General features: G+C 53.3%; 19 protein-coding genes. 15 read left to right on the plus strand and 4 right to left on the minus strand.

All coding sequences use genetic code 11. From position 1 onward, the window contains the following. Positions 1-257: 257 nt before the first annotated feature. The 11 genes from fhuA to stfH all read left to right on the plus strand — a co-directional run bounded on the left by fhuA (position 258) and on the right by stfH (position 13629). Positions 258-2447 carry a ferrichrome porin FhuA gene (gene fhuA / locus ACLJRU_RS10655; RefSeq protein ID WP_023234827.1) on the plus strand — a complete coding sequence of 730 codons (2190 nt, stop codon included), beginning with the start codon at positions 258-260 and terminating at the stop codon, positions 2445-2447. Between the two features lie 48 nt (positions 2448-2495). Beyond that, the gene (fhuC, locus tag ACLJRU_RS10660) at positions 2496-3293 is read left to right on the plus strand and encodes a Fe3+-hydroxamate ABC transporter ATP-binding protein FhuC (RefSeq protein ID WP_001157197.1); all 798 of its coding nucleotides are present in this window, start codon (positions 2496-2498) and stop codon (positions 3291-3293) included. Then, positions 3293-4183 carry a Fe(3+)-hydroxamate ABC transporter substrate-binding protein FhuD gene (gene fhuD / locus ACLJRU_RS10665; RefSeq protein ID WP_001205351.1) on the plus strand — a complete coding sequence of 297 codons (891 nt, stop codon included), beginning with the start codon at positions 3293-3295 and terminating at the stop codon, positions 4181-4183. Before fhuC ends, fhuD begins: the two co-directional genes overlap by 1 nt. A gap of 14 nt (positions 4184-4197) precedes the next feature. Next, positions 4198-6237: a Fe(3+)-hydroxamate ABC transporter permease FhuB gene (gene fhuB, locus ACLJRU_RS10670; protein WP_110301488.1), complete on the plus strand. Its 2040-nt coding sequence runs from the start codon at positions 4198-4200 to the stop codon at positions 6235-6237. 939 nt (positions 6238-7176) lie between these two features. After that, positions 7177-7737 (plus strand): fimbrial major subunit StfA, encoded by a 561-nt coding sequence (gene stfA / locus ACLJRU_RS10675; RefSeq protein WP_001090555.1) that lies wholly within the window; start codon positions 7177-7179, stop codon positions 7735-7737. A gap of 85 nt (positions 7738-7822) precedes the next feature. Next, positions 7823-10480 (plus strand): fimbrial biogenesis outer membrane usher protein, encoded by a 2658-nt coding sequence (locus tag ACLJRU_RS10680; RefSeq protein WP_001539036.1) that lies wholly within the window; start codon positions 7823-7825, stop codon positions 10478-10480. A gap of 17 nt (positions 10481-10497) precedes the next feature. Beyond that, positions 10498-11250, plus strand: a complete 753-nt coding sequence (gene stfD / locus ACLJRU_RS10685; RefSeq protein ID WP_011264191.1) for a fimbrial chaperone StfD — start codon at positions 10498-10500, stop codon at positions 11248-11250. A gap of 18 nt (positions 11251-11268) precedes the next feature. Next, positions 11269-11781, plus strand: coding sequence for a fimbrial protein (locus ACLJRU_RS10690; RefSeq protein WP_001539039.1), 513 nt, complete (start codon positions 11269-11271; stop codon positions 11779-11781). Further along, positions 11778-12254, plus strand: a complete 477-nt coding sequence (gene stfF, locus ACLJRU_RS10695; RefSeq protein WP_000737997.1) for a fimbrial minor subunit StfF — start codon at positions 11778-11780, stop codon at positions 12252-12254. Before ACLJRU_RS10690 ends, stfF begins: the two co-directional genes overlap by 4 nt. After that, positions 12254-12784: a fimbrial protein gene (locus ACLJRU_RS10700; RefSeq protein WP_000239536.1), complete on the plus strand. Its 531-nt coding sequence runs from the start codon at positions 12254-12256 to the stop codon at positions 12782-12784. The genes stfF and ACLJRU_RS10700 overlap by 1 nt, the downstream gene beginning before the upstream one ends. Continuing rightward, positions 12784-13629 carry a fimbrial adhesin StfH gene (stfH, locus tag ACLJRU_RS10705; RefSeq protein WP_000691865.1) on the plus strand — a complete coding sequence of 282 codons (846 nt, stop codon included), beginning with the start codon at positions 12784-12786 and terminating at the stop codon, positions 13627-13629. The genes ACLJRU_RS10700 and stfH overlap by 1 nt, the downstream gene beginning before the upstream one ends. 107 nt (positions 13630-13736) lie before the next feature. Here stfH and hemL read toward each other — a convergent pair whose 3' ends face one another. Continuing rightward, complete coding sequence (hemL, locus tag ACLJRU_RS10710; RefSeq protein WP_000045260.1) at positions 13737-15017, minus strand: glutamate-1-semialdehyde 2,1-aminomutase; 1281 nt, start codon at positions 15015-15017, stop codon at positions 13737-13739. Positions 15018-15186: 169 nt separating this feature from the next. Between hemL and clcA the strand changes: the two genes are divergently transcribed. Then, positions 15187-16608: a H(+)/Cl(-) exchange transporter ClcA gene (gene clcA, locus ACLJRU_RS10715; protein WP_000845431.1), complete on the plus strand. Its 1422-nt coding sequence runs from the start codon at positions 15187-15189 to the stop codon at positions 16606-16608. Positions 16609-16689: 81 nt separating this feature from the next. Beyond that, positions 16690-17034 (plus strand): iron-sulfur cluster insertion protein ErpA, encoded by a 345-nt coding sequence (erpA, locus tag ACLJRU_RS10720; protein ID WP_001278668.1) that lies wholly within the window; start codon positions 16690-16692, stop codon positions 17032-17034. A gap of 100 nt (positions 17035-17134) precedes the next feature. On the opposite strand, the gene ACLJRU_RS10725 is transcribed toward erpA, so the two are convergent. The 3 genes from ACLJRU_RS10725 to mtnN are packed head-to-tail and all read right to left on the minus strand — an operon-like array spanning position 17135 to position 19286. Beyond that, positions 17135-17758: a TRIC cation channel family protein gene (locus ACLJRU_RS10725; protein ID WP_000964234.1), complete on the minus strand. Its 624-nt coding sequence runs from the start codon at positions 17756-17758 to the stop codon at positions 17135-17137. A gap of 36 nt (positions 17759-17794) precedes the next feature. Next, positions 17795-18595, minus strand: a complete 801-nt coding sequence (gene btuF / locus ACLJRU_RS10730) for a vitamin B12 ABC transporter substrate-binding protein BtuF (RefSeq protein ID WP_038393939.1) — start codon at positions 18593-18595, stop codon at positions 17795-17797. Beyond that, entirely contained in the window at positions 18588-19286 is a 699-nt protein-coding gene (gene mtnN, locus ACLJRU_RS10735) for a 5'-methylthioadenosine/S-adenosylhomocysteine nucleosidase (protein WP_000689826.1), read from the minus strand. Before mtnN ends, btuF begins: the two co-directional genes overlap by 8 nt. 84 nt (positions 19287-19370) lie before the next feature. On the opposite strand from mtnN, the gene dgt reads away from it, so the two are divergent. Next, positions 19371-20888 carry a dGTPase gene (dgt, locus tag ACLJRU_RS10740; protein WP_000146450.1) on the plus strand — a complete coding sequence of 506 codons (1518 nt, stop codon included), beginning with the start codon at positions 19371-19373 and terminating at the stop codon, positions 20886-20888. Positions 20889-21017: 129 nt separating this feature from the next. Continuing rightward, positions 21018-22445 (plus strand): serine endoprotease DegP, encoded by a 1428-nt coding sequence (gene degP, locus ACLJRU_RS10745; protein ID WP_000753962.1) that lies wholly within the window; start codon positions 21018-21020, stop codon positions 22443-22445. Positions 22446-22491 lie beyond the last annotated feature (46 nt).

The following is a 22491-nucleotide window of genomic DNA, read 5'->3' on the forward strand; positions in this document are numbered from 1 at the left end:
CGGTCTACGCCGTTACGACCCCATTATGTGCGACGTAGGCCGAATAAGACGCTTACGTCGCCATTCGGCAAATCCTCGATAAATAACATTTCAGTCTAATTTATTAACCCTTCCTTTTCATCTGGTTATTTCTTAACCCCTTAGTTTTCGTAGGGCCGCGTATCGCTTGCCATTGCGACGATATTTCGCCTATCATGCTGCGGTTATAATAATAATTATCGTTTACGTTATCATTCACTTTCATCAGAGATATACCAATGGCGCGTCTTAAAACTGCTCAGCCAAACTCCTCACTGCGTAAAATCGCAGTTGTAGTAGCCACAGCGGTTAGCGGCATGTCTGTCTATGCACAGGCGGCGGTTCAACCGAAAGAAGAAACCATTACCGTAACCGCAGCGCCTGCCGCGCAGGAAAGTGCCTGGGGACCGGCTCCGACCATCGCCGCGAAGCGTTCCGCCACTACCACCAAAACTGATACACCTATCGAAAAAACGCCACAGTCGGTTTCGGTGGTCACTAACGAAGAGATGCAGATGCATCAATTCCAGTCAGTAAAAGAAGCGTTGGGTTACACGCCGGGCGTAACGGTAAGCAGTCGCGGCGCTTCCAATACCTATGACTTCGTGATTATCCGTGGCTTCTCTTCCGTCGGCCTGAGCCAGAATAACTATCTGGATGGCCTGAAATTGCAGGGTAACTTCTACAACGATGCGGTTATTGATCCCTACATGCTTGAGCGTGTTGAGTTGATGCGTGGCCCAACGTCCGTTCTCTACGGTAAGAGCAACCCAGGCGGTATCATTTCGATGGTTAGCAAGCGGCCGACTACTGAGCCGCTGAAAGAAATTCAATTCAAAATGGGGACGGACAATTTGTTCCAGACCGGTTTTGATTTTAGTGATTCCCTGGATGACAACGGTGAGTTCTCATATCGTCTGACGGGGCTGGCGCGTTCAACAAATGAGCAGCAAAAGAGTGCTGAGTCGCAGCGCTATGCGATTGCGCCCTCTTTTACCTGGCGTCCTGATGAGAAAACGAATTTTACGTTCCTTTCTTATTTCCAGAACGAACCAGAGACCGGCTACTACGGCTGGCTGCCGAAAGAGGGAACGGTTGAACCGTTACCGAATGGTAAACGCTTGCCGACAGATTTCAATGAAGGGGCGTCAAACAATACCTATTCTCGTAACGAGAAAATGGTGGGATACAGTTTCGAGCATGGCTTCAACGACACTTTTACCGTGCGCCAGAATTTACGTTTTGTCGAAATGAAAACCGCGCAAAAAAGCGTCTATGGCACGGGGATTGCGGCGGACGGCCATACGCTTAACCGCGGTACTATCGTTGACAGCGAGCGTTTACAGAATTTCAGCGTAGATACACAACTGGAAAGTAAATTCGCGACCGGCGATATTGATCATACGTTGCTGACGGGTGTCGATTTCATGCGTATGCGTAATGATATTAACGCGACGTTTGGTAGCGCGCCGTCAATCGATCTCTATAACAATTATCATCCTGAATACTTTGCTTTCGGCGGCGCTGAGCCGTACCAGATGAACGAAAGTAAACAAACAGGCCTCTATGTTCAGGATCAGGCGGAATGGAATAAGTGGGTATTTACTCTCGGCGGCCGCTATGACTGGTCTAAGCAAGCGGCAACGGTGCGTCAGAATTCCACTACGCCGACAGAAGGATATATTGAACGTAATGACCACCAGTTCACTTGGCGCGGTGGCGTAAACTACGTATTCGATAATGGAATTTCACCTTACTTCAGCTATAGCCAATCTTTCGAGCCAAGCGCCTTCGATTTGTGGAGCACCCCACGCGTTTCTTACAAGCCGTCAAAAGGCGAGCAATATGAAGCCGGGGTGAAATACGTACCGAAAGACATGCCGGTTGTTGTTACGGGTGTCGTTTATCAGCTGACCAAAACCAATAACCTGACCGCTGATCCAACCAACCCATTAGCGCAGGTGCCGGCAGGCGAAATTCGTGCGCGAGGTGTAGAGCTGGAAGCCAAAGCAGCATTGACGGCTAACATCAATATGACGGCGTCTTACACTTATACTGATGCTGAATACACGAAAGACACTAATCTGAAAGGGAATATGCCAGAGCAGGTGCCTGAACACATGGCGTCGTTGTGGGGCGATTACACCTTCAACGACGGTCCGTTGTCAGGTTTAACCCTGGGAACAGGCGGTCGTTTTATTGGTTCCAGTTACGGCGATCCGGCCAATAGCTTCAAGGTAGGCAGCGCAGCGGTGATGGATGCGGTCGTCAAGTACGATCTGGCGCGTTTTGGTATGGCGGGCTCCAGCATTGCGGTTAACGTTAATAATCTGCTCGACCGCGAATACGTCGCCAGCTGCTTCCAGACCTACGGCTGTTTCTGGGGCGCAGAACGTCAGGTCGTTGCAACGGCAACCTTCCGTTTCTAATTTCTTTTTGGGCACGGCTTGCCGTGCCCGTTTTACAAGTTGGCTGCGATGCAGGAAAACCACATTCATTCCGATACCACCTTTGCGCTGCGAAGCGTCGCCTTTCGTGTGCCGGGCCGCACGCTTTTACACCCTCTCTCGTTAACGTTTCCCGCAGGTCGCGTCACCGGACTTATCGGTCATAATGGTTCCGGTAAATCCACGCTGTTAAAAATGCTGGGCCGCCATCAGCTGCCTTCCGAAGGGGATATTCTGCTCGACAATCAGCCGCTGGCGAGCTGGAGCAGCAAGGCGTTTGCCCGCAAAGTTGCCTATCTGCCTCAACAATTGCCACAGGCGGAAGGAATGACTGTGCGCGAACTGGTGGCGATTGGCCGCTATCCGTGGCACGGCGCGCTGGGACGCTTTGGCGTCGCGGACCGGGAAAAAGTAGACGAGGCGATTACGCTGGTCGGCTTAAAACCGCTGGCGCATCGTCTGGTCGATAGCCTGTCCGGCGGTGAACGCCAGCGCGCGTGGATTGCCATGCTGGTCGCGCAGGATAGCCGTTGTCTGCTGCTGGATGAGCCGACGTCAGCGCTGGATATCGCCCATCAGGTGGACGTGCTGGCGCTGGTGCATCGTTTAAGCCAGCAGCGCGGGCTGACGGTGGTTGCGGTGCTGCACGATATCAACATGGCGGCCCGCTACTGTGATTATTTAGTCGCGCTACGCGGCGGTGAAATGATTGCGCAAGGAACGCCTGCGGAACTGATGCGCAGTGACACGCTGGAACAGATTTACGGTATCCCGATGGGTATCCTTCCGCATCCGGCGGGCGCGGCACCTGTGAGTTTTGTGTATTAATGCGTGATTTATATCCTCTTACTCGCCGCCGTTTATTAACGGCGATGGCGCTCTCGCCGCTGCTGTGGCAAATGAATACGGCGCAGGCTGCCGCTATCGATCCCCGCCGGATTGTGGCGCTGGAGTGGCTGCCGGTTGAGCTGCTGCTGGCGCTCGGTATTACGCCGTATGGCGTGGCGGATGTGCCAAATTATAAGCTGTGGGTTAGCGAACCGCCGTTGCCGGATTCGGTGATTGATGTGGGTCTTCGCACTGAACCCAATCTCGAACTGCTGACGGAGATGAAGCCGTCGTTTATGGTCTGGTCGGCAGGCTACGGACCCTCGCCGGAGAAACTGGCGCGGATCGCGCCGGGGCACGGGTTCGATTTTAGCGACGGCAAAAAGCCGCTGGCGGTGGCCCGACGCTCGCTGGTTGAACTGGCGCAGACGCTGAATCTGGAAGCTGCGGCAGAAAAACATCTGGCGCAATACGATCGCTTCATCGCCAGCCAGAAGCCGCATTTTATCCGCCGCGGGGGGCGTCCGTTACTGATGACGACGCTTATCGATCCGCGGCATATGCTGGTGCTCGGCCCGAATTGCCTGTTCCAGGAGGTGCTGGACGAGTATGGCATTGTCAATGCCTGGCAGGGTGAAACCAACTTTTGGGGCAGTACGGCGGTCAGTATCGATCGGCTGGCGATGTATAAAGAAGCGGATGTAATCTGCTTCGATCACGGGAATAGCACCGATATGAACGCGCTGATGGCAACGCCGCTGTGGCAGGCCATGCCGTTTGTCCGCGCCGGGCGTTTTCATCGGGTGCCCGCCGTTTGGTTCTATGGCGCGACCCTCTCCACGATGCATTTTGTCCGCATCCTGGATAACGTGTTGGGAGGAAAAGCGTGAGCAGAAAACGTGAAATGCCGGATGGCGGCGCGAAAAGCGCCTTATCCGACCTACGGTTTGGGCGCTTTGTAGGCCGGATAAGGCGAAGCCGCCATCCGGCGTTGCTGTTATTGGCGCTGTTTGTTGCCACCTGCTGGCTGACATGGGTTAACTTCTCCGTTGCGCTACCGCGCAGTCAGTGGCAACAGGCTATCTGGTCACCAGATATCGACATCATTGAGCAGATGATTTTTCATTACAGCCTGCTGCCAAGACTGGCGATTTCGCTGCTGGTGGGCGCGGGGCTTGGGCTGGTAGGTGTCCTGTTCCAGCAAGTATTACGTAACCCGCTGGCGGAACCGACCACGCTGGGCGTGGCGACCGGCGCGCAATTGGGGATCACGGTGACTACGCTTTGGGCGATTCCCGGCGCGCTGACCACGCAGTTTGCCGCCCTGACGGGAGCCTGCATCGTCGGCGCGCTGGTGTTTGGCGTGGCGTGGGGCAAACGCCTGTCGCCAGTGACCCTGATCCTCGCCGGGCTGGTGGTCAGCCTTTACTGTGGCGCAATCAACCAGTTACTGGTGATTTTCCACCACGATCAGTTGCAAAGCATGTTTTTATGGAGCACAGGAACGCTAACGCAAACCGACTGGAGCGGCGTGCAGCGTCTGTGGCCGCAGTTGCTGGGCGGTGTGATGCTCACGTTATTGTTGTTACGCCCGATGACGCTGATGGGGCTGGATGACGGCGTTGCGCGTAATCTGGGTCTGGCGCTGTCGTTAGCGCGTCTGGCGGCGCTGTCGCTGGCGATTGTGTTGAGCGCTCTGCTGGTCAACGCGGTGGGCATTATCGGTTTTATCGGCCTGTTTGCGCCGCTGCTGGCGAAAATGCTTGGCGCAAGACGTCTGCTGGCGCGCCTGATGCTGGCGCCGCTCATTGGGGCGCTTATTTTGTGGCTATCCGATCAGATTATCCTTTGGCTAACCCGCGTATGGATGGAGGTTTCCACCGGGTCAGTGACGGCGTTAATCGGCGCGCCGCTGCTCCTGTGGCTGCTGCCGCGGCTTAAAAGCATGAGCGCGCCGGATATGAACGCCAGCGATCGTGTGGCGGCGGAACGTCGGCACGTTCTTGCTTTTGCCGTTGCCGGTGGCGCGCTCCTGCTGCTGGCAACATGGGGCGCGCTCTCTTTTGGTCGCGACGCGCACGGCTGGACGTGGGCGAGCGGAACGCTGCTTGAAGAACTGATGCCGTGGCGCTGGCCGCGGATACTGGCGGCGTTAATGGCGGGCGTCATGCTAGCGGTGGCGGGCTGCATTATTCAGCGTCTGACCGGTAATGCAATGGCCAGCCCGGAAGTGCTGGGGATCAGTTCCGGAGCCGCGTTTGGCGTGGTGTTGATGCTGTTTTTGGTGCCGGGGAATGCTTTCGGTTGGCTACTGCCTGCCGGAAGCCTGGGGGCGGCGGCGACACTGCTGATTATTATGATAGCCGCCGGGCGCGGCGGTTTCTCACCGCAACGGATGTTGCTGGCGGGGATGGCGCTTAGCACCGCGTTTACCATGCTGCTAATGATGCTCCAGGCGAGCGGCGATCCGCGGATGGCGGAAGTATTGACCTGGATCGCAGGATCTACCTATAACGCCACTGACGGGCAGGTTACGCGAACCGCGATCGTAATGGTGATTTTGCTGGCACTTGTGCCGTTGTGTCGCCGCTGGTTAACGATTTTGCCCCTGGGAGGCGATGCCGCGCGTGCGGTGGGCATGGCGCTTACGCCGTCGCGTATCGCGCTGCTGGCGCTGGCGGCTTGTTTGACGGCAACCGCGACGATGACCATTGGGCCGCTGAGTTTCGTTGGACTGATGGCGCCGCATATTGCGCGGATGCTCGGTTTTCGCCGGACGATGCCGCATATGGTCATCTCGGCGCTGGCAGGGGGCGTTTTACTGGTCTTTGCCGACTGGTGCGGCAGGATGGCGCTATTTCCGTATCAGATCCCGGCGGGACTGCTTTCAAGCTTTATTGGCGCGCCGTATTTTATCTATTTGCTACGTAAACAGAGCCAGTAAAAAAAGGCTGTGCCACATTTATGTCGGGTGGCAGCCATGCTCAACCCGACCTACAAATTACACAATATCAATATGTTGTGGCAATATTTTGTAGACCTAAAAATAGCTGAACGCTATCAGGTGCGAGAGCTGTCCTGTCACGTTTTATCGAGGGAATTCTGCTTTTATTTTCAGCAAGAAGCAGGTGTTATTTCTGTATCGATAAGTCATGTGCTATTTCAGTGGCGCGCCGCTGTCTCCTGAACAGGGTGACTAATTTCAACATATCCAGGCCCGAAACGTTGATGATAAATTGCGGCATGATCTATCCAATAATAAGAATTACCGGTTTCGGTATTAAGCCTTTTTAAATATTAAGATGCGGATGCCGCATCTTTAATGCATCTCGTAAATCAATTTTAATTTAATAATAAATTTTCATTATAAAACTTCGATAATAAAATATTATTTTTTTATCGAAGTAATAAAAAACAACTCTATTAAAATAAATTAATTGCCACGAGTAAACAAAAAAATGTAATTTAGCATTTTTTGTTTTTTTTTAATGAAATTTATACCAAAAATAAATGTTACGCGTCATTGCTATATATTCAGTACTGTAATTCTGATCTTTTTTTATTCATTTTGACATGTTTATTGTTTTTTTGGCTCTCCCGTCTTGCTTGCTTTGTTTGTTTTTTGAACGGTAAAAATATTTATTATTTAATTCTGATAATCCTTTAAATAAAAAACACTTGTCTTTGGGTTTTTAATGGAAAATACTTCACCGCGCCTAAGGGATGTTATTTATTAACGTGTTGTTTGCTTCTTTTGAATGTTGCATCGGCAATTTCATAACTCGTCATATAATATATATCTACTAATATAAACATGGGGTATTGAGTATAACTCCGTGTGAATAGCGTAAAAATACTCACCAACTTTTAATAAGGATGAAAAATGAATACAGCAGTAAAAGCTGCGGTTGCTGCCGCACTGGTTATGGGTGTTTCCAGCTTTGCCAATGCTGCAGGCAGTAATACTGGTACGGTTACTTTTACCGGTACTATTGAAGATTCACCGTGTTCAATCGTGGTTGGCGACGAACACCAGACCGTTAACCTGGGCCATATCGGTACTGGTTCTCTGATGGGCGGTAAAGAATCTTCAAAAGTCGATTTCCATATCGGTCTGGAAAACTGCGCATTCACCACTGAGAAAGAAGCGTCTACCGTTTTCTCTGCCATCGGTAACGAATCCAGCGCTAATCCGGGCAGCGTTGCGCTGATGCGCATCGGCGGCGGCGAAATGGCGGGTTCCAGCATTGTCATCGGCAACCACCTGGGTTCCGCGATCAAATTGGGCGACGCTTACAGCGAAAATCTGACGATGAACGGCAGCGTTGCGGCAGCGAAACAGACTCTTAACTTCAAAGCCTGGGTGAAAGGCGATTCCTCTGCCAGCACTATCGATACCGGCGAATTCAGCAGCACCGTAAACTTCACGATCAGCTATCTGTAAGTGAAATATCATCCTGCGGCAGTCTGCCGCAGGATAATGCTCAAAGTAAAAAAATAGATTATATATTTCAGGGATAGATTGTCTGATGGCTCACTATAAAAAATTTCGTCTGAGCACGCTTGCGGCCGTGGTGGGTATTGTTCTGGCTGTCGGTCCGGAAAATAGCTACGCGGAAGCGCCCATTCAATTTAATACCCGATTTCTTGATGTTAAAGATGATGCCAGCCTGGATCTCTCCCGTTTTTCCCGTAAAGGCTACATTATGCCGGGGAGCTATCATCTCCAGGTGCTGGTCAATCAGAGTCAAATTGCCCAGGACAATATTATTACGTATTCCGTTGATAATAACGATCCTGATAACACCTATCCCTGTTTATCGCCTGAGCTGGTATCGCTGCTGGGGTTAAAACCTGAAATAGCAGATAAAATGATCTGGATAAATGCCGGTCAGTGTCTGCAACCAGATCAACTGGAAGGGATGGAAACCCAAACAGATTTAAGCCAGTCAACGCTGACGGTGATTATTCCGCAGGCGTATCTGGAATACAGCGATGAAGAGTGGGATCCACCTTCCCGCTGGGATGAAGGGATTCCCGGCGTGTTATTTGACTACAACGTTAACAGCCAGTGGCGACATGCTGAACATGATGACGGCGATGAATATGACATCAGCGGCAACGGCACGGTGGGTGCCAACCTCGGCGCGTGGCGTTTGCGCGCGGACTGGCAGGCTAACTATCGTCACGAAAATGACAGCGAAGATAAAGACAACTTTGGCTCCAGTTCCGAACAGAACTGGGACTGGAACCGCTATTACGCCTGGCGGGCGATCCCGCAGCTCCGGGCGCAGCTAACGCTGGGCGAAGGATCGCTGGAATCCGATATTTTCGACGGCTTTAACTATGTTGGCGGCAGCCTTATCACCGACGATCAGATGTTACCGCCTAATCTGCGCGGCTACGCCCCGGATATATCAGGCGTGGCGCGCACCAACGCCAAAGTCACCGTGACCCAGCGCGGGCGGGTGATTTATGAGTCGCAGGTCCCGGCAGGGCCGTTTCGCATTCAGGATATTAATGAAACGGTATCCGGCGATCTACACGTCAAAATTGAAGAACAAAGCGGTCAGGTGCAGGAATATGACGTCAGCACCGCCTCCATTCCGTTTCTGACCCGTCCCGGCCAGGTGCGCTACAAGTTGGCCGCCGGGCGACCGCAGGACTGGGATCACAATATGGAAGGCGGCTTTTTCACCTCAGCCGAAGCCTCCTGGGGGATCGCTAACGGCTGGTCGCTGTACGGCGGTGCCATCGGTGAGCAGGATTATCAGGCGCTGGCGTTAGGACTGGGGCGCGATCTGGCGCTGCTGGGCGCGTTTTCCGTCGATGTCACCCATTCCCGTGCGACGTTGCCAGAGGGTAGCGCCTACGGCGACGGCACCATTCAGGGTAACTCGTTCCGTGCCAGCTACGCTAAAGATTTTGATGATATAGACAGCCGTCTGACGTTTGCTGGTTATCGCTTTTCCGAAGAAAACTACATGACGATGGACGAGTTTATCGATACGCATAATGACGATAACGATCGTCAGCGCACCGGCCACGATAAAGAGATGTATACCCTGACGTACAGCCAGAACTTTTCGGCAATAAACGTCAACGCCTATATCAACTACACCCATCGCACCTACTGGAATCAACCTAACCAGGACAGCTATAACCTGACGCTGTCGCACTATTTCGATGTCGGTGAGGTGCGCGGGATCAGTCTGTCGGTGAACGGTTTTCGCAACGAATATGACAATGAGCGTGATGACGGCGTGTACGTCTCGCTCAGTATTCCGTGGGGCAACAACCGCACGCTGAGCTACAACGGCTCCTTTAGCGATGACAACAACAGCAATCAGGTCGGCTATTACGAGCGCATTGACGATCGCAATAACTACCAGATCAACGCTGGTCGCGCGGATAACGGTGCGACTCTCGACGGCTACTACCGTCATCAAGCGAGCTATGCCGACATTGACGTCAGTGCGAACTATCAGGAAGGCGACTATACCTCCGGCGGGCTGAACATCCAGGGGGGCGCGACGCTGACTGCTAAAGGCGGGGCGCTGCACCGCACCAGCGTCAACGGCGGCTCGCGGCTGATGGTGGATGTCGGCGATGAAGCGAACGTACCCATCTCCGGCTACAGCACGCCGGTATATACCAACGCGTTTGGTAAAGCCGTCATTGTCGACGTCAACGACTACTACCGCAACCTGGTGAAAATCGACATTACCCAGTTGCCGGAAGACGCGGAAGCAACTCTCTCCATCGCTCAGGCGACCCTGACGGAAGGGGCGATCGGTTATCGCCGCATGGAGGTGCTCAGCGGTAAAAAAGCCATGGCCAGTATCCGCCTGCGCGATGGCGGCACGCCGCCCTTCGGCGCAGAGGTTTACAACAGTCGCCAGCAACAGTTAGGGATCGTAGGTGAAGACGGCAGCGTTTATCTGATCGGCATTAACCCCGGCGAGCGGTTGCAGGTGACATGGGAAGGTAAAACGCAGTGTGAAGCGGCGTTGCCCGATCCGCTGCCGGGCGATCTGTTTAGCGGCCTGTTGCTGCCGTGCATCGGCGACGCTTCATCACCTGAGGCAACGCAGCCCGAAGAGAAACCATTACTCCAGCTTCATACGCAGCGGCGGACGTCTTCGACGCAACCCGAAGCGCTCTCTTCTCGTTATCCAACACATTGATTCAGGAAACCGCATTCATGATGCCATTAAAACGTTATAACCTGGCCGCTGTTTTGCTGCTTTTGCTGGGCGGCTACGGTAGCGCCCAGGCCGCCATCGCGCCCGATCGCACCCGCCTGGTGTTTCGCGGCGAAGATAAATCGATAAGCGTCGATCTGAAAAACGCCAACAGCAAACTGCCCTATCTGGCGCAGTCCTGGGTGGAAGATGAGAAGGGCGTCAAAATCACCTCGCCTTTAATCGTCGTCCCACCGGCCCAGCGCATTGAGCCGTCGGCAATCGGACAGGTCAAAATTCAGGGGATGCCGGCGCTGGCGTCGCTCCCCAAGGATCGGGAAACCCTTTTTTATTACAACGTGCGCGAAATTCCGCCGCAAAGCGACAAGCCCAATACGCTGCAAATCGCCCTGCAAACGCGCATCAAAGTTTTTTACCGCCCGCAGGCGCTATCGAAAATCGATATGCAGCATCCCTGGCAATACAAGATCACCCTTCAGCGTCAGGGCAATGGCTATCAGGTGAGCAATCCGACCGGTTACTACGTGGTGTTAAGCAACGCCAGCAACCGCATGGACGGCACACCAGCCAGAGGCTTTAGCCCTTTAGTGATTGCACCAAAAAGCAACGTGACGCTGGGAGGGGACGCCAGTGAATTAGGTCACTCGCCTGTGCTGACTTACGTCAACGATTATGGCGCGCGGTTACCGCTGATTTTTAACTGTACTGACAACAGTTGTGCGGTAGATGAAGCAAAAAGCAGAAAGTCGTAACCGACAAGGAGACGCAAGATGAGGCAATGTCGGTTACGGCTGGGCACGGTAACGTGTGCGGCCATGCTGAGTGCGGTCAGTATGCCGCTGGCAGCGGGAAGTAAGACGGTCAACATGACGCTGACGATAGTCGTTAATGCCGCGCCGCCCTGTACTGTGACCGGCGGTGAGGTGGAATTTGGCAATGTGTTGACGACGAAAGTGGATGGGGTGAATTACCGGCAGGCGGTGGGCTATCGCCTGAGCTGTAACGGCAGAGTGAGCGATTACCTGAAGTTACAGATTCAGGGGAATGCGGTGACTATCAATGGCGAGTCGGTATTGCAAACCGATGTCGATGGATTGGGTATCCGTCTGCAAACCGCCACGGATGGCGCGCTGGTTTCACCCGGCAATACGCAATGGTTGTCATTTCAATACAGCGGTGGCAGCGGTCCGGCCATCGAGGCGATTCCTGTCAAAGATAATGGCGTAACGTTAACAGGTGGCGCGTTTAACGCAGGCGCTACGCTGGTGGTGGATTACCAATGAAAAAAATGGCTTTGATGGTGTTAATAAGCAGCAGTTTTGCCGCGCAGTCGGCTGAGAATCTTAAGTTTCACGGTACGTTAATATCACCGCCGAATTGCACGATTAGCCATAATCAGACGATCGAAGTTAAGTTCGGTAACATGCTGATTAGTAAAATAGATGGTACGCGTTACGCACAGAATGTTCCGTATGAGATCACCTGTGATTCAGCGGTGCGCGACGATACGATGACAATGACCCTGACACTAAGCGGCTCTGTGACTGATTTTAATCAGGCGGCGATAAACACCAGTGTGGCGGGGCTGGGGATTGAACTTAGGCAGAACGACCAACCGTTTACGTTGGGGTCCACCATTACTGTAAATGAGCAGTCGGCACCTGTTCTGAAAGCCATACCGGTTAAAAAGAGCGGAGCCTCGCTGACAGAAGGTGACTTCGATGCGACGGCAACATTACAGGTGGATTATCAGTAATGGTTAAAAAACAGACGTTATTACACGGCGTGGTCTTCATCCTCTGGGGGACGCTGATATTGCCGGTCTCAGCGGCAGATAATCTGCATTTTTCCGGTAGTCTGGTCGCCAGTCCGTGTACCTTAACAATGCAGGGAGCCGATATTGCTGAAGTCGATTTTTCATCGCTTGATGCTTCTGACTTTATTCCCGGCGGCCAGTCTGCCCGCAAACCTTTGGTGTTTGAACTCACGGATTGCGATTCGGCGCTGAGTAACGGAGTGCAGGTAATTTTCACTGGAACCGAAGCGACCGGAATGCGTGGTATCCTGGCCATCGATAGCTATTCAGGCGCTTCCGGGATCGGGATTGGCATTGAAACGCTATCCGGCGTTCCCGTGGGCATTAATAACGAAAGCGGTGCGGTATTTACGCTGGTGACGGGGAAAAATACGCTAAGCCTGAATGCCTGGGTACAACGTCTTCCCGGCGAGGACCTGATTCCGGGAAGGTTCTCTGCAAGTGCGCTAGCCACATTTGAGTATTTATAATGAAAATAATACGGACTTTATTTTTGCTGCTGATTGCCGTTTATGGTGGTTCGGTATCGGCCAGACCCATGCTGAAAGCGACGTTTGGGAGCACCACGCTATATTATGGTATTGGCCCTAGTTATGCGGATAGAGCGGTTATACTGAACTCTACAGTAACCACGCCTGATGGCGTGTACTATGGTTCCTGGAAATTCTCAGGAATGGCAAGAAAAGGAGCTACTGCGACCTTACTCTCCTGGACCGGGCCTGACCCCGCACCGACTATTGTTCTGCGGGATTTTGATAACAGCATTTCGAAATCCAACTGTAAAAACCTCCCCTCAAGTTGGAATGGCTGCGGTTATTATACCGTTGATATTACCGTACAAAGCGACAATTATGGTTGCCCGTGGCTGGCCGCCACTCATAGCACCGCTGAGGATCTGGTTTCTGGGGAAACCTATAGCGCGCCGGATACGCGCAGCTCAGTTTGCCCGAAAATTCCCGTTGATACTTTTGATATCTCCTGGGATGCGAACGTTTCGAAACAGAAAACAACCCTCATGCTTGATGCCACCGGTGGCACGGTGAATCGCACGTTACATACCTATTTGATGGAGGGGGGGAAACTGTGCGATGGCAGCAAATTTGACAACCGTGGCGCTTATTGCCGTTTTGTCTCATCGGGTATTACGCTCAATGTGCTGGGCTGCGACCAGTCGAGCGTCACGACCAGCGCCGTTGATCATCCGATAACCGATGTTGAGCTTCATGACATTAATGTAGCGGTGAACACCCGCAACATTGGCTCCGGGCAGTTCACGTCGACCTGTAGCTTCCAGTATATTATTGATGAGCTTTAGGGGGGCTGGGTGTTTGGCGAAGATTCACGCTAACCTGGTATGAACCAAAAAAAAGCCGGGTGGCGGCTTCGCCTTACCCGGCCTACGTTGTTTCTGGACGTTCTCTTTTACTGTTTCGCAAACACCCGACGCGCGGCGTCGATGGTGTTATTGATATCTTCTTCACTGTGCGCCACGGACATAAAGCCTGCTTCGAACGCGGACGGCGCCAGATATACGCCTTCCTCCAGCATCAGGTGGAAGAAACGCTTAAAGCGTTCAACGTCACATGCCATCACATCCTGATAGCAAGTTACGGTTTCTGCATCGGTGAAGAAAATCCCGAACATCCCGCCGACATGGTTGACGACCAGTGGGATCCCCACCTCCTGCGCCGCTTCGCACAGCCCTTCCGCCAGGCGGGTGGTGAGCTCATCCAGCGTTTCATGAATGCCGGGCTGGGCGACTTCATTCAGGCAGGCGAAACCGGCCGCCATCGCAATCGGGTTGCCGGAAAGGGTGCCCGCCTGGTAAACCGGGCCCGTCGGCGCCAGCGCATCCATTACATCGCGACGACCGCCAAACGCGCCTACCGGCATCCCGCCACCGATGATTTTACCCAGACAGGTCAGGTCCGGCACGACGCCGTAGTAATCCTGGGCTCCGGCCAGCGCTACGCGAAAACCGGTCATTACTTCGTCGATAATCAGCAGCGCGCCGAACTCATCGCACAAGGCGCGCAGACCTGGCAGAAATTCCGGCAGCGGCGGGACGCAGTTCATATTACCTGCCACGGGTTCGACGATGATACAGGCGATTTCCTGCGGATATTGTTCAAACGCCGCGCGCACTGACGTCAGATCGTTATAAGTGCAGGTCAGCGTATGTTTCGCGAAATCCGCCGGCACGCCCGGCGAGTTCGGCTGACCGAGCGTCAGCGCGCCAGAACCGGCTTTGACCAGCAGACAGTCTGCGTGGCCGTGGTAGCAGCCTTCGAATTTGATAATCTTATCGCGGCCAGTAAAACCACGCGCCAGGCGAATAGCGCTCATCGTCGCTTCGGTGCCGGAGTTCACCATGCGCACCATGTCCATGGTCGGCACCAGGTTGGTCACCAGTTCCGCCATTTTTACTTCCATTTCGGTTGGCGCGCCGAAGCTTAAACCACGCTCCGCAGCTTCGATCACCGCATTGCGGATAGCCGGATGGTTATGCCCCAGTACCATTGGCCCCCAGGAACCGACATAGTCGATATATGCTTTGCCATCGACATCATAAAGATACGCGCCGTCCGCTTTTTCGATAAACAGCGGGGTGCCGCCCACGCCAGTGAAGGCGCGAACAGGGGAGTTCACGCCGCCGGGGATCAGCTCGCGGGCCGCGCTATAGAGATTTTCAGACTTACTCATGGAAAGATTCCTGGTTCGTAGAAAAAGTGAATACCCGCTATTCTAAGTTATTCAGAGAAGGTTATGAAAGTTTTACGCATTTGAAACAATACGATTTGCAGGGGATTTTCACGGCGTTGGCGAGTAGAATGCCGACTTTAGATTTGTATTACCAATTAATGATCTTCTGATGAAAACAGACACTTCCACCTTTTTAGCTCAGCAAATTGTGCGCTTACGGCGCAGAGATCAGATTCGCCGGTTAATGCAGCGGGATAAAACGCCGCTGGCCATTCTGTTCATGGCGGCCGTTGTCGGCACGCTTACCGGACTGGTTGGCGTCGCCTTTGAAAAGGCGGTTTCCTGGGTACAAAACATGCGCATTGGCGCGCTGGTTCAGGTCGCGGACCATGCGTTTTTGCTTTGGCCGCTGGCCTTTATCCTTTCGGCGTTACTGGCGATGGTCGGCTATTTTTTGGTGCGAAAATTTGCGCCGGAAGCCGGTGGCTCGGGTATCCCGGAAATTGAAGGCGCGCTGGAGGAGTTACGTCCGGTGCGCTGGTGGCGCGTGTTGCCGGTGAAGTTTATCGGCGGGATGGGAACGTTGGGCGCAGGAATGGTATTAGGGCGCGAAGGGCCAACGGTGCAAATCGGGGGCAACCTGGGGCGCATGGTGCTGGATGTTTTTCGTATGCGCAGCGCCGAAGCGCGGCATACGTTGCTGGCGACCGGCGCGGCGGCGGGGCTCTCTGCGGCGTTTAACGCGCCGCTGGCGGGTATCCTGTTTATTATTGAAGAGATGCGCCCGCAGTTTCGCTACAACCTGATTTCGATTAAAGCGGTGTTTACCGGCGTCATCATGTCGAGCATTGTGTTCCGCATATTTAACGGCGAAGCGCCGATTATTGAAGTCGGCAAACTGTCTGATGCGCCGGTTAACACACTGTGGTTATACCTTATCCTCGGCATTATTTTTGGCTGCGTCGGGCCGGTATTTAATTCGTTGGTGCTGCGTACCCAGGATATGTTTCAGCGCTTTCATGGCGGCGAAATTAAAAAATGGGTGCTTATGGGCGGCGCGATCGGCGGCCTGTGCGGTATTCTGGGGTTGATTGAGCCGGAAGCGGCAGGCGGCGGATTTAACCTTATTCCTATCGCCGCGGCAGGTAATTTTAGCGTCGGGCTACTGCTGTTCATCTTTATTACCCGGGTTGTCACGACGCTGCTTTGCTTTTCTTCCGGCGCGCCGGGGGGCATTTTCGCCCCGATGCTGGCCCTGGGAACGCTGCTTGGTACGGCCTTCGGTATGGCGGCGGCAGTGCTTTTCCCGCAGTATCACCTGGAGGCCGGTACCTTTGCGATTGCCGGGATGGGGGCGCTGATGGCGGCGTCGGTGCGCGCCCCGCTGACGGGGATTGTGCTGGTGCTGGAGATGACCGATAACTACCAGCTCATTTTGCCAATGATTATCACCTGTCTTGGCGCAACACTATTAGCCCAGTTTTTGGGCGGGAAACCGTTATACTCAACCATCCTGGCGCGCACTCTGGCGAAGCAGGATGCGGAACAGGCGGCGAAAAACCAGAATGCGTCTGCGGGCGAGAATACTTGAACGAATTACCAGGGTATTAGATAATGACTGCCAATATTGGGTGAAAATTTATCCAATTACCGATGTCGTTTGGAGCAAAATATGAGTGATGACGTAGCGCTGCCGCTGCAGTTTACCGACGCAGCAGCGAATAAAGTAAAAAGTCTTATCGCTGACGAAGATAACCCGAATCTGAAACTGCGCGTGTATATCACCGGCGGTGGTTGCAGCGGCTTCCAGTATGGTTTTACCTTTGACGATCAGGTTAACGAAGGGGATATGACCATCGAAAAACAGGGCGTTGGCCTGGTGGTTGACCCGATGAGTTTGCAGTATCTGGTGGGTGGTTCGGTAGATTATACCGAAGGTCTGGAAGGTTCCCGCTTCATTGTAACCAACCCGAATGCGAAAAGTACCTGCGGGTGTGGCTCTTCCTTCAGCATTTGATTGCTGTTCGTTGTGCCGGATGGCGACGCGAGCGTCTTATCCGGCCTACAGGAAAGATGTTCCAGGCCCGATAAGCGTAGCGCCATCGGGCAAAACAATATCAACGTCCGTTTTCATCCAGGGCAAACGTCGGCAATTTCAAATGCCAGCGAATGGCCGCCAGCCGAATAAACAGCGTGACGACCATGCCCATCATGCTGGCGCTTTCCAGCGGTACTGAAAACGTATAAAACGCGGTGGCGTGAACAATCCCGCCGATAATACAGGCCGTGGCATAGATTTCGGTGCGTAGGATCATGGGGATCTCGCGTGCCAGAACATCGCGAATAATCCCGCCGCCGACGCCGGTAATCACGCCCATACAGACGGCCACTAATGGCCCCGTTTCAGCGAGGAAGGCTTTATTCACCCCAATGCCGACAAACACCGCCAGCCCGACCGCATCCAGTACCGGCAACATCCATTTCGGCAGACGTCTTGGCTGGCGAACCAGCAGGATGGTCAGCATACTGGTGACCATGGCGACGACCAGATCGGTAGGATCTTTAACCCAGAATACCGGGCCGTTATCCAGCGCCATATCGCGGATTGTCCCGCCGCCGACGGCAGTAACGACGCCGAGCACCAGGACGCCGAACGGGTCCATACGTAATTTCCCGGCCAGCAACACGCCAGAGATAGCAAATACAGCCGTGCCTACAATATCCAGCCAATAGACGAGCATTGTCGAATCCCCACTGGGAGCCTGGTAAGACAGGCTCTAATTCACCTGTGAAAGCGCATTACAGAGTTGTTTTGCGGCGAGGATAATACGCGGGCTTGCGCGTTCAAACCAGTCGCTGTTAAGCGGAATAACCGGAATTTTTAACAGGTTTCCCCAGTATTGTTCAATTTTGAGAATTTCGCCCGCTTTTCCGGCCACGATAATGGCCTGGGGATGCCTTGCCAGCACCTGTTCACGGCTGACTTGCGGCCACGGCACGCGGCTGTCAGCAAAGACGTTTTCTCCGCCGCAGGTCGTCAAAACCTGATGTTGAATAGACCCTTTACCACTGGTAAACAGAGGATTCATGCCAAACTGAAGAAAGACGCGCTTTTTAGCTTTACCGGCATACTCGGCGTTGAGCGCGGCGTACTCGTTTAGCAATGTCTGCGCTGCCTGCTGAGCCTTTTCCGGCTGCGGGCTCCAGGCGGCCAGTTGACGGAGCGTGTCGGCGATCTGTTCGATGCTTACCGCGTCCACCCACATGACCTTAATACCTAATGACGTCAGTTGGTTTACCTGGCGTTCCGCATTACCGCCGCGCCAGGCGACGACCAGATCCGGCTTCATCGCCACAATGCGTTCCAGATTCATTCCCTGCCAGGTAGAGACCTGTTCTATTTTTTGCGCTTCGGGCGGGTAGTCGGAATAGCTGCTGACGCCAACGGGCGTAATCCCGGCGGCAAAAGCGAGCTCCGTATTGGCGGGAGAGAGGGTAATTACGCGCGGCGCAGCGTAAAGCCACACCGGGAGCGTAAGCAGCAGGGTGACCAGCGCCCTGAACATTTGCTTAACCATGCGCCAGTTTCTGTACCAGCGTTTCGACCATCAGAGTCGACTGTTTCGCCGCCACCGCGAGGAATTCGTCAAAGCTGAGGTGCGATTGCTGATCGGCCACGTCAGAAATAGCGCGTACCACCACGAACGGCACGTTGAAGTTATGGCAGACGTGGGCGATAGCGGTGGCTTCCATCTCTACGGCGACCGCGTCGGGGAAGTTATGCCGGATTTTCGCCAGCCCGACGGAACCGTTAATAAACGCGTCGCCGCTAACAATAAGGCCGCGTACCGCGTTCAGATTCAGCTCCCTGATGCAGGATTCCGCGGCGGCGATCAGCTTATCATCGGCCTTAAATCCGGCCGGACAGCCCGGTAATTGCCCGTATTCATAGCCGAAAGCGGTCACATCAGCGTCGTGGTAACGCGTTTCGTCAGAGACGACGATATCGCCGACCTTCAGCGTGGACGCCAGACCGCCTGCGGAACCGGTATTGATGATCACGTCCGGCTTGCAGTGCTCCAGAAGCAACGTGGCGCCCAGCGCCGCCGCGACTTTACCGATACCGGATTTCAGCAACGCCACTTCGGTGCCGTTCAACTGGCCAGTGTAAATTTCGCAGCCGCCCAGCGTAATCGTCTGACGGTTGTCAATTTTGTCACGCAGCAGCGTAACTTCTTCTTCCATTGCGCCAATGATGCCGATTTTCATAGATTTACTCGCGATAAGTCAGTTTTGGGGGCATAGTTTATCATGCGCTTATGGGGAAGCGCATTTCTCAGGCGGGGAGAGGATATGGCATCGATCGATTTCCGAAATAAAATTAACTGGCATCGTCGTTATCGTTCACCGCAGGGCGTAAAGACGGAACATGAGATCCTGCGGATTTTTGAAAGCGATCGCGGGCGGATTATCAACTCTCCGGCTATACGCCGTTTGCAGCAAAAAACGCAGGTTTTCCCGCTGGAGCGCAATGCCGCGGTGCGTACTCGTCTGACGCATTCGATGGAGGTGCAGCAGGTGGGGCGTTATATCGCGAAAGAGATTTTAAGCCGCCTGAAAGAGCAAAACCGACTGGAGGAGTACGGTCTGGATGCGCTGACCGGTCCCTTTGAAAGTATTGTGGAAATGGCCTGCCTGATGCACGACATCGGTAATCCGCCGTTCGGTCATTTTGGCGAGGCGGCGATCAATGACTGGTTTCGTCAGCGGCTGCATCCGGAAGATGCGGAAAGTCAGCCGCTCACGCATGATCGCTGTGTGGTTTCCTCGCTACGGTTACAGGAAGGCGAAGAAAATCTGAACGATATTCGCCGCAAGGTACGTCAGGATATCTGCCATTTTGAAGGCAATGCACAGGGAATTCGTCTGGTACATACGCTCATGCGGATGAATCTTACCTGGGCGCAGGTTGGCGGAATTTTAAAATATACCCGTCCGGCATGGTGGCGAGGGCCAGTGCCGGATTCCCATCGCTATTTAATGAAGAAACCGGGCTATTATCTTTCTGAAGAGAAGTATATTGCGAGGTTACGTAAAGAACTGCAGTTAGCGCCTTACAGTCGCTTTCCATTAACGTGGATTATGGAGGCCGCAGATGATATTTCTTATTGTGTCGCCGATCTTGAAGACGCGGTAGAGAAAAGAATCTTTAGCGTTGAGCAGCTTTATCACCATTTATATCACGCGTGGGGCCACCATGAGAAGGATTCGCTGTTTGAGCTGGTGGTAGGAAATGCGTGGGAAAAATCACGCGCCAATACATTAAGCCGCAGTACCGAAGATCAGTTTTTTATGTATTTACGGGTAAATACATTAAATAAACTGGTGCCCTATGCCGCTCAGCGTTTTATTGATAATTTGCCGCAGATTTTTGCTGGTACCTTCAATCAGGCGTTGCTGGAAGATGCCAGCGGTTTTAGCCGCCTGCTTGAACTCTATAAGAATGTGGCGGTTGAACATGTGTTTAGCCATCCGGATGTAGAACAGCTTGAGCTACAGGGATACCGGGTGATCAGCGGGTTATTAGATATCTATCAGCCGCTATTAAGCCTGTCGCTTAACGACTTTCGCGAGCTGGTGGAAAAAGAACGGTTGAAACGCTTCCCCATAGAATCGCGCTTATTTCAGAAACTTTCTACGCGCCATCGTTTGGCCTACGTGGAAGTCGTCAGTAAATTACCCACGGATTCGGCGGAGTACCCGGTACTGGAATATTATTATCGCTGTCGGTTGATTCAGGATTATATCAGCGGGATGACTGACCTTTACGCATGGGATGAATATCGGCGTTTAATGGCGGTCGAACAGTAAATGGACTTTTGTAAAGATGGACAATAAATTTTTACTTTTTCCAGAAACTTTGTTCCGGAACTTCGCGTTATAAAATGAATCTGACGTACACAGCAATTTTGCGTTACCTGTTAATCGAGATTGAAACACATGAAAAAAACCACATTAGCAATGAGTGCACTGGCTCTGAGTTTAGGTTTGACATTGTCGCCTCTGTCTGCCACGGCGGCTGAAACGTCCTCTTCAGCAATGACTGCCCAGCAGATGCCAAGCCTGGCACCGATGCTCGAAAAAGTGATGCCATCGGTGGTCAGTATTAATGTAGAAGGTAGCACCACGGTGAATACGCCGCGTATGCCGCGTAATTTCCAGCAGTTCTTTGGCGATGACTCCCCGTTCTGCCAGGATGGTTCTCCGTTCCAGAATTCTCCCTTCTGTCAGGGCGGCGGTAACGGCGGCAACGGCGGTCAACAACAGAAATTCATGGCGCTGGGTTCCGGCGTAATTATTGACGCCGCGAAGGGGTACGTCGTCACCAACAACCACGTGGTTGATAACGCCAGCGTGATTAAAGTACAGCTTAGCGATGGGCGTAAATTCGATGCTAAAGTGGTAGGCAAAGATCCGCGTTCTGATATCGCGCTGATTCAAATTCAGAATCCGAAGAACCTGACGGCGATTAAGCTGGCGGACTCCGACGCGCTGCGCGTGGGGGATTATACCGTCGCTATTGGTAACCCGTTTGGTCTGGGCGAAACGGTGACGTCAGGTATCGTTTCGGCGCTGGGGCGTAGCGGCCTGAACGTAGAAAATTATGAGAACTTTATTCAGACCGACGCCGCGATTAACCGCGGTAACTCCGGCGGCGCGCTGGTGAACCTGAACGGTGAGCTGATCGGTATTAACACCGCGATTCTGGCGCCGGACGGCGGCAACATCGGTATTGGCTTCGCTATCCCCAGTAACATGGTGAAAAACCTGACGTCGCAGATGGTGGAATACGGCCAGGTGAAACGCGGCGAACTGGGGATCATGGGGACTGAGCTGAATTCTGAATTGGCGAAAGCGATGAAAGTCGATGCCCAGCGTGGCGCGTTCGTCAGCCAGGTGATGCCGAATTCGTCCGCGGCGAAAGCGGGTATCAAAGCCGGGGATGTCATTACCTCGCTGAACGGTAAACCGATCAGCAGCTTTGCGGCGCTGCGCGCTCAGGTCGGCACTATGCCGGTCGGCAGCAAAATCAGCCTCGGTCTGCTGCGTGAAGGTAAAGCGATTACGGTTAATCTGGAACTGCAGCAGAGCAGCCAGAGTCAGGTTGATTCCAGCACCATCTTCAGCGGGATTGAAGGCGCTGAAATGAGCAATAAAGGCCAGGATAAAGGCGTTGTGGTGAGCAGCGTGAAAGCGAATTCACCCGCCGCGCAAATTGGCCTCAAAAAAGGTGATGTGATTATCGGCGCTAACCAGCAGCCGGTGAAAAATATCGCCGAACTGCGTAAGATTCTCGACAGCAAGCCGTCGGTTCTGGCTCTGAATATTCAGCGTGGTGATAGTTCTATTTATTTGCTGATGCAGTAATCACCTTTGTCCCCCTTCCGCCATGGAAGGGGGCAACACTTTTCTG

Origin of the sequence: Salmonella sp. SAL00653, assembly GCF_046552515.1 — a bacterium.
Classification (GTDB): domain Bacteria; phylum Pseudomonadota; class Gammaproteobacteria; order Enterobacterales; family Enterobacteriaceae; genus Salmonella; species Salmonella enterica.

Bases quoted from the DNA above. Each gene is read 5' to 3' on its own strand.
- hemL (WP_000045260.1), bottom strand. From the start codon at position 15,017: ATGAGTAAGTCTGAAAATCTCTATAGCGCGGCCCGCGAGCTGATCCCC.
- degP (WP_000753962.1), top strand. From the start codon at position 21,018: ATGAAAAAAACCACATTAGCAATGAGTGCACTGGCTCTGAGTTTAGGT.
- dgt (WP_000146450.1), top strand. From the start codon at position 19,371: ATGGCATCGATCGATTTCCGAAATAAAATTAACTGGCATCGTCGTTAT.
- fhuC (WP_001157197.1), top strand. From the start codon at position 2,496: ATGCAGGAAAACCACATTCATTCCGATACCACCTTTGCGCTGCGAAGC.
- stfD (WP_011264191.1), top strand. From the start codon at position 10,498: ATGATGCCATTAAAACGTTATAACCTGGCCGCTGTTTTGCTGCTTTTG.
- erpA (WP_001278668.1), top strand. From the start codon at position 16,690: ATGAGTGATGACGTAGCGCTGCCGCTGCAGTTTACCGACGCAGCAGCG.
- ACLJRU_RS10725 (WP_000964234.1), bottom strand. From the start codon at position 17,758: ATGCTCGTCTATTGGCTGGATATTGTAGGCACGGCTGTATTTGCTATC.
- ACLJRU_RS10700 (WP_000239536.1), top strand. From the start codon at position 12,254: ATGGTTAAAAAACAGACGTTATTACACGGCGTGGTCTTCATCCTCTGG.
- fhuD (WP_001205351.1), top strand. From the start codon at position 3,293: ATGCGTGATTTATATCCTCTTACTCGCCGCCGTTTATTAACGGCGATG.
- clcA (WP_000845431.1), top strand. From the start codon at position 15,187: ATGAAAACAGACACTTCCACCTTTTTAGCTCAGCAAATTGTGCGCTTA.
- ACLJRU_RS10690 (WP_001539039.1), top strand. From the start codon at position 11,269: ATGAGGCAATGTCGGTTACGGCTGGGCACGGTAACGTGTGCGGCCATG.
- stfA (WP_001090555.1), top strand. From the start codon at position 7,177: ATGAATACAGCAGTAAAAGCTGCGGTTGCTGCCGCACTGGTTATGGGT.
- fhuB (WP_110301488.1), top strand. From the start codon at position 4,198: ATGCCGGATGGCGGCGCGAAAAGCGCCTTATCCGACCTACGGTTTGGG.
- btuF (WP_038393939.1), bottom strand. From the start codon at position 18,595: ATGGTTAAGCAAATGTTCAGGGCGCTGGTCACCCTGCTGCTTACGCTC.
- ACLJRU_RS10680 (WP_001539036.1), top strand. From the start codon at position 7,823: ATGGCTCACTATAAAAAATTTCGTCTGAGCACGCTTGCGGCCGTGGTG.
- stfH (WP_000691865.1), top strand. From the start codon at position 12,784: ATGAAAATAATACGGACTTTATTTTTGCTGCTGATTGCCGTTTATGGT.
- fhuA (WP_023234827.1), top strand. From the start codon at position 258: ATGGCGCGTCTTAAAACTGCTCAGCCAAACTCCTCACTGCGTAAAATC.
- stfF (WP_000737997.1), top strand. From the start codon at position 11,778: ATGAAAAAAATGGCTTTGATGGTGTTAATAAGCAGCAGTTTTGCCGCG.
- mtnN (WP_000689826.1), bottom strand. From the start codon at position 19,286: ATGAAAATCGGCATCATTGGCGCAATGGAAGAAGAAGTTACGCTGCTG.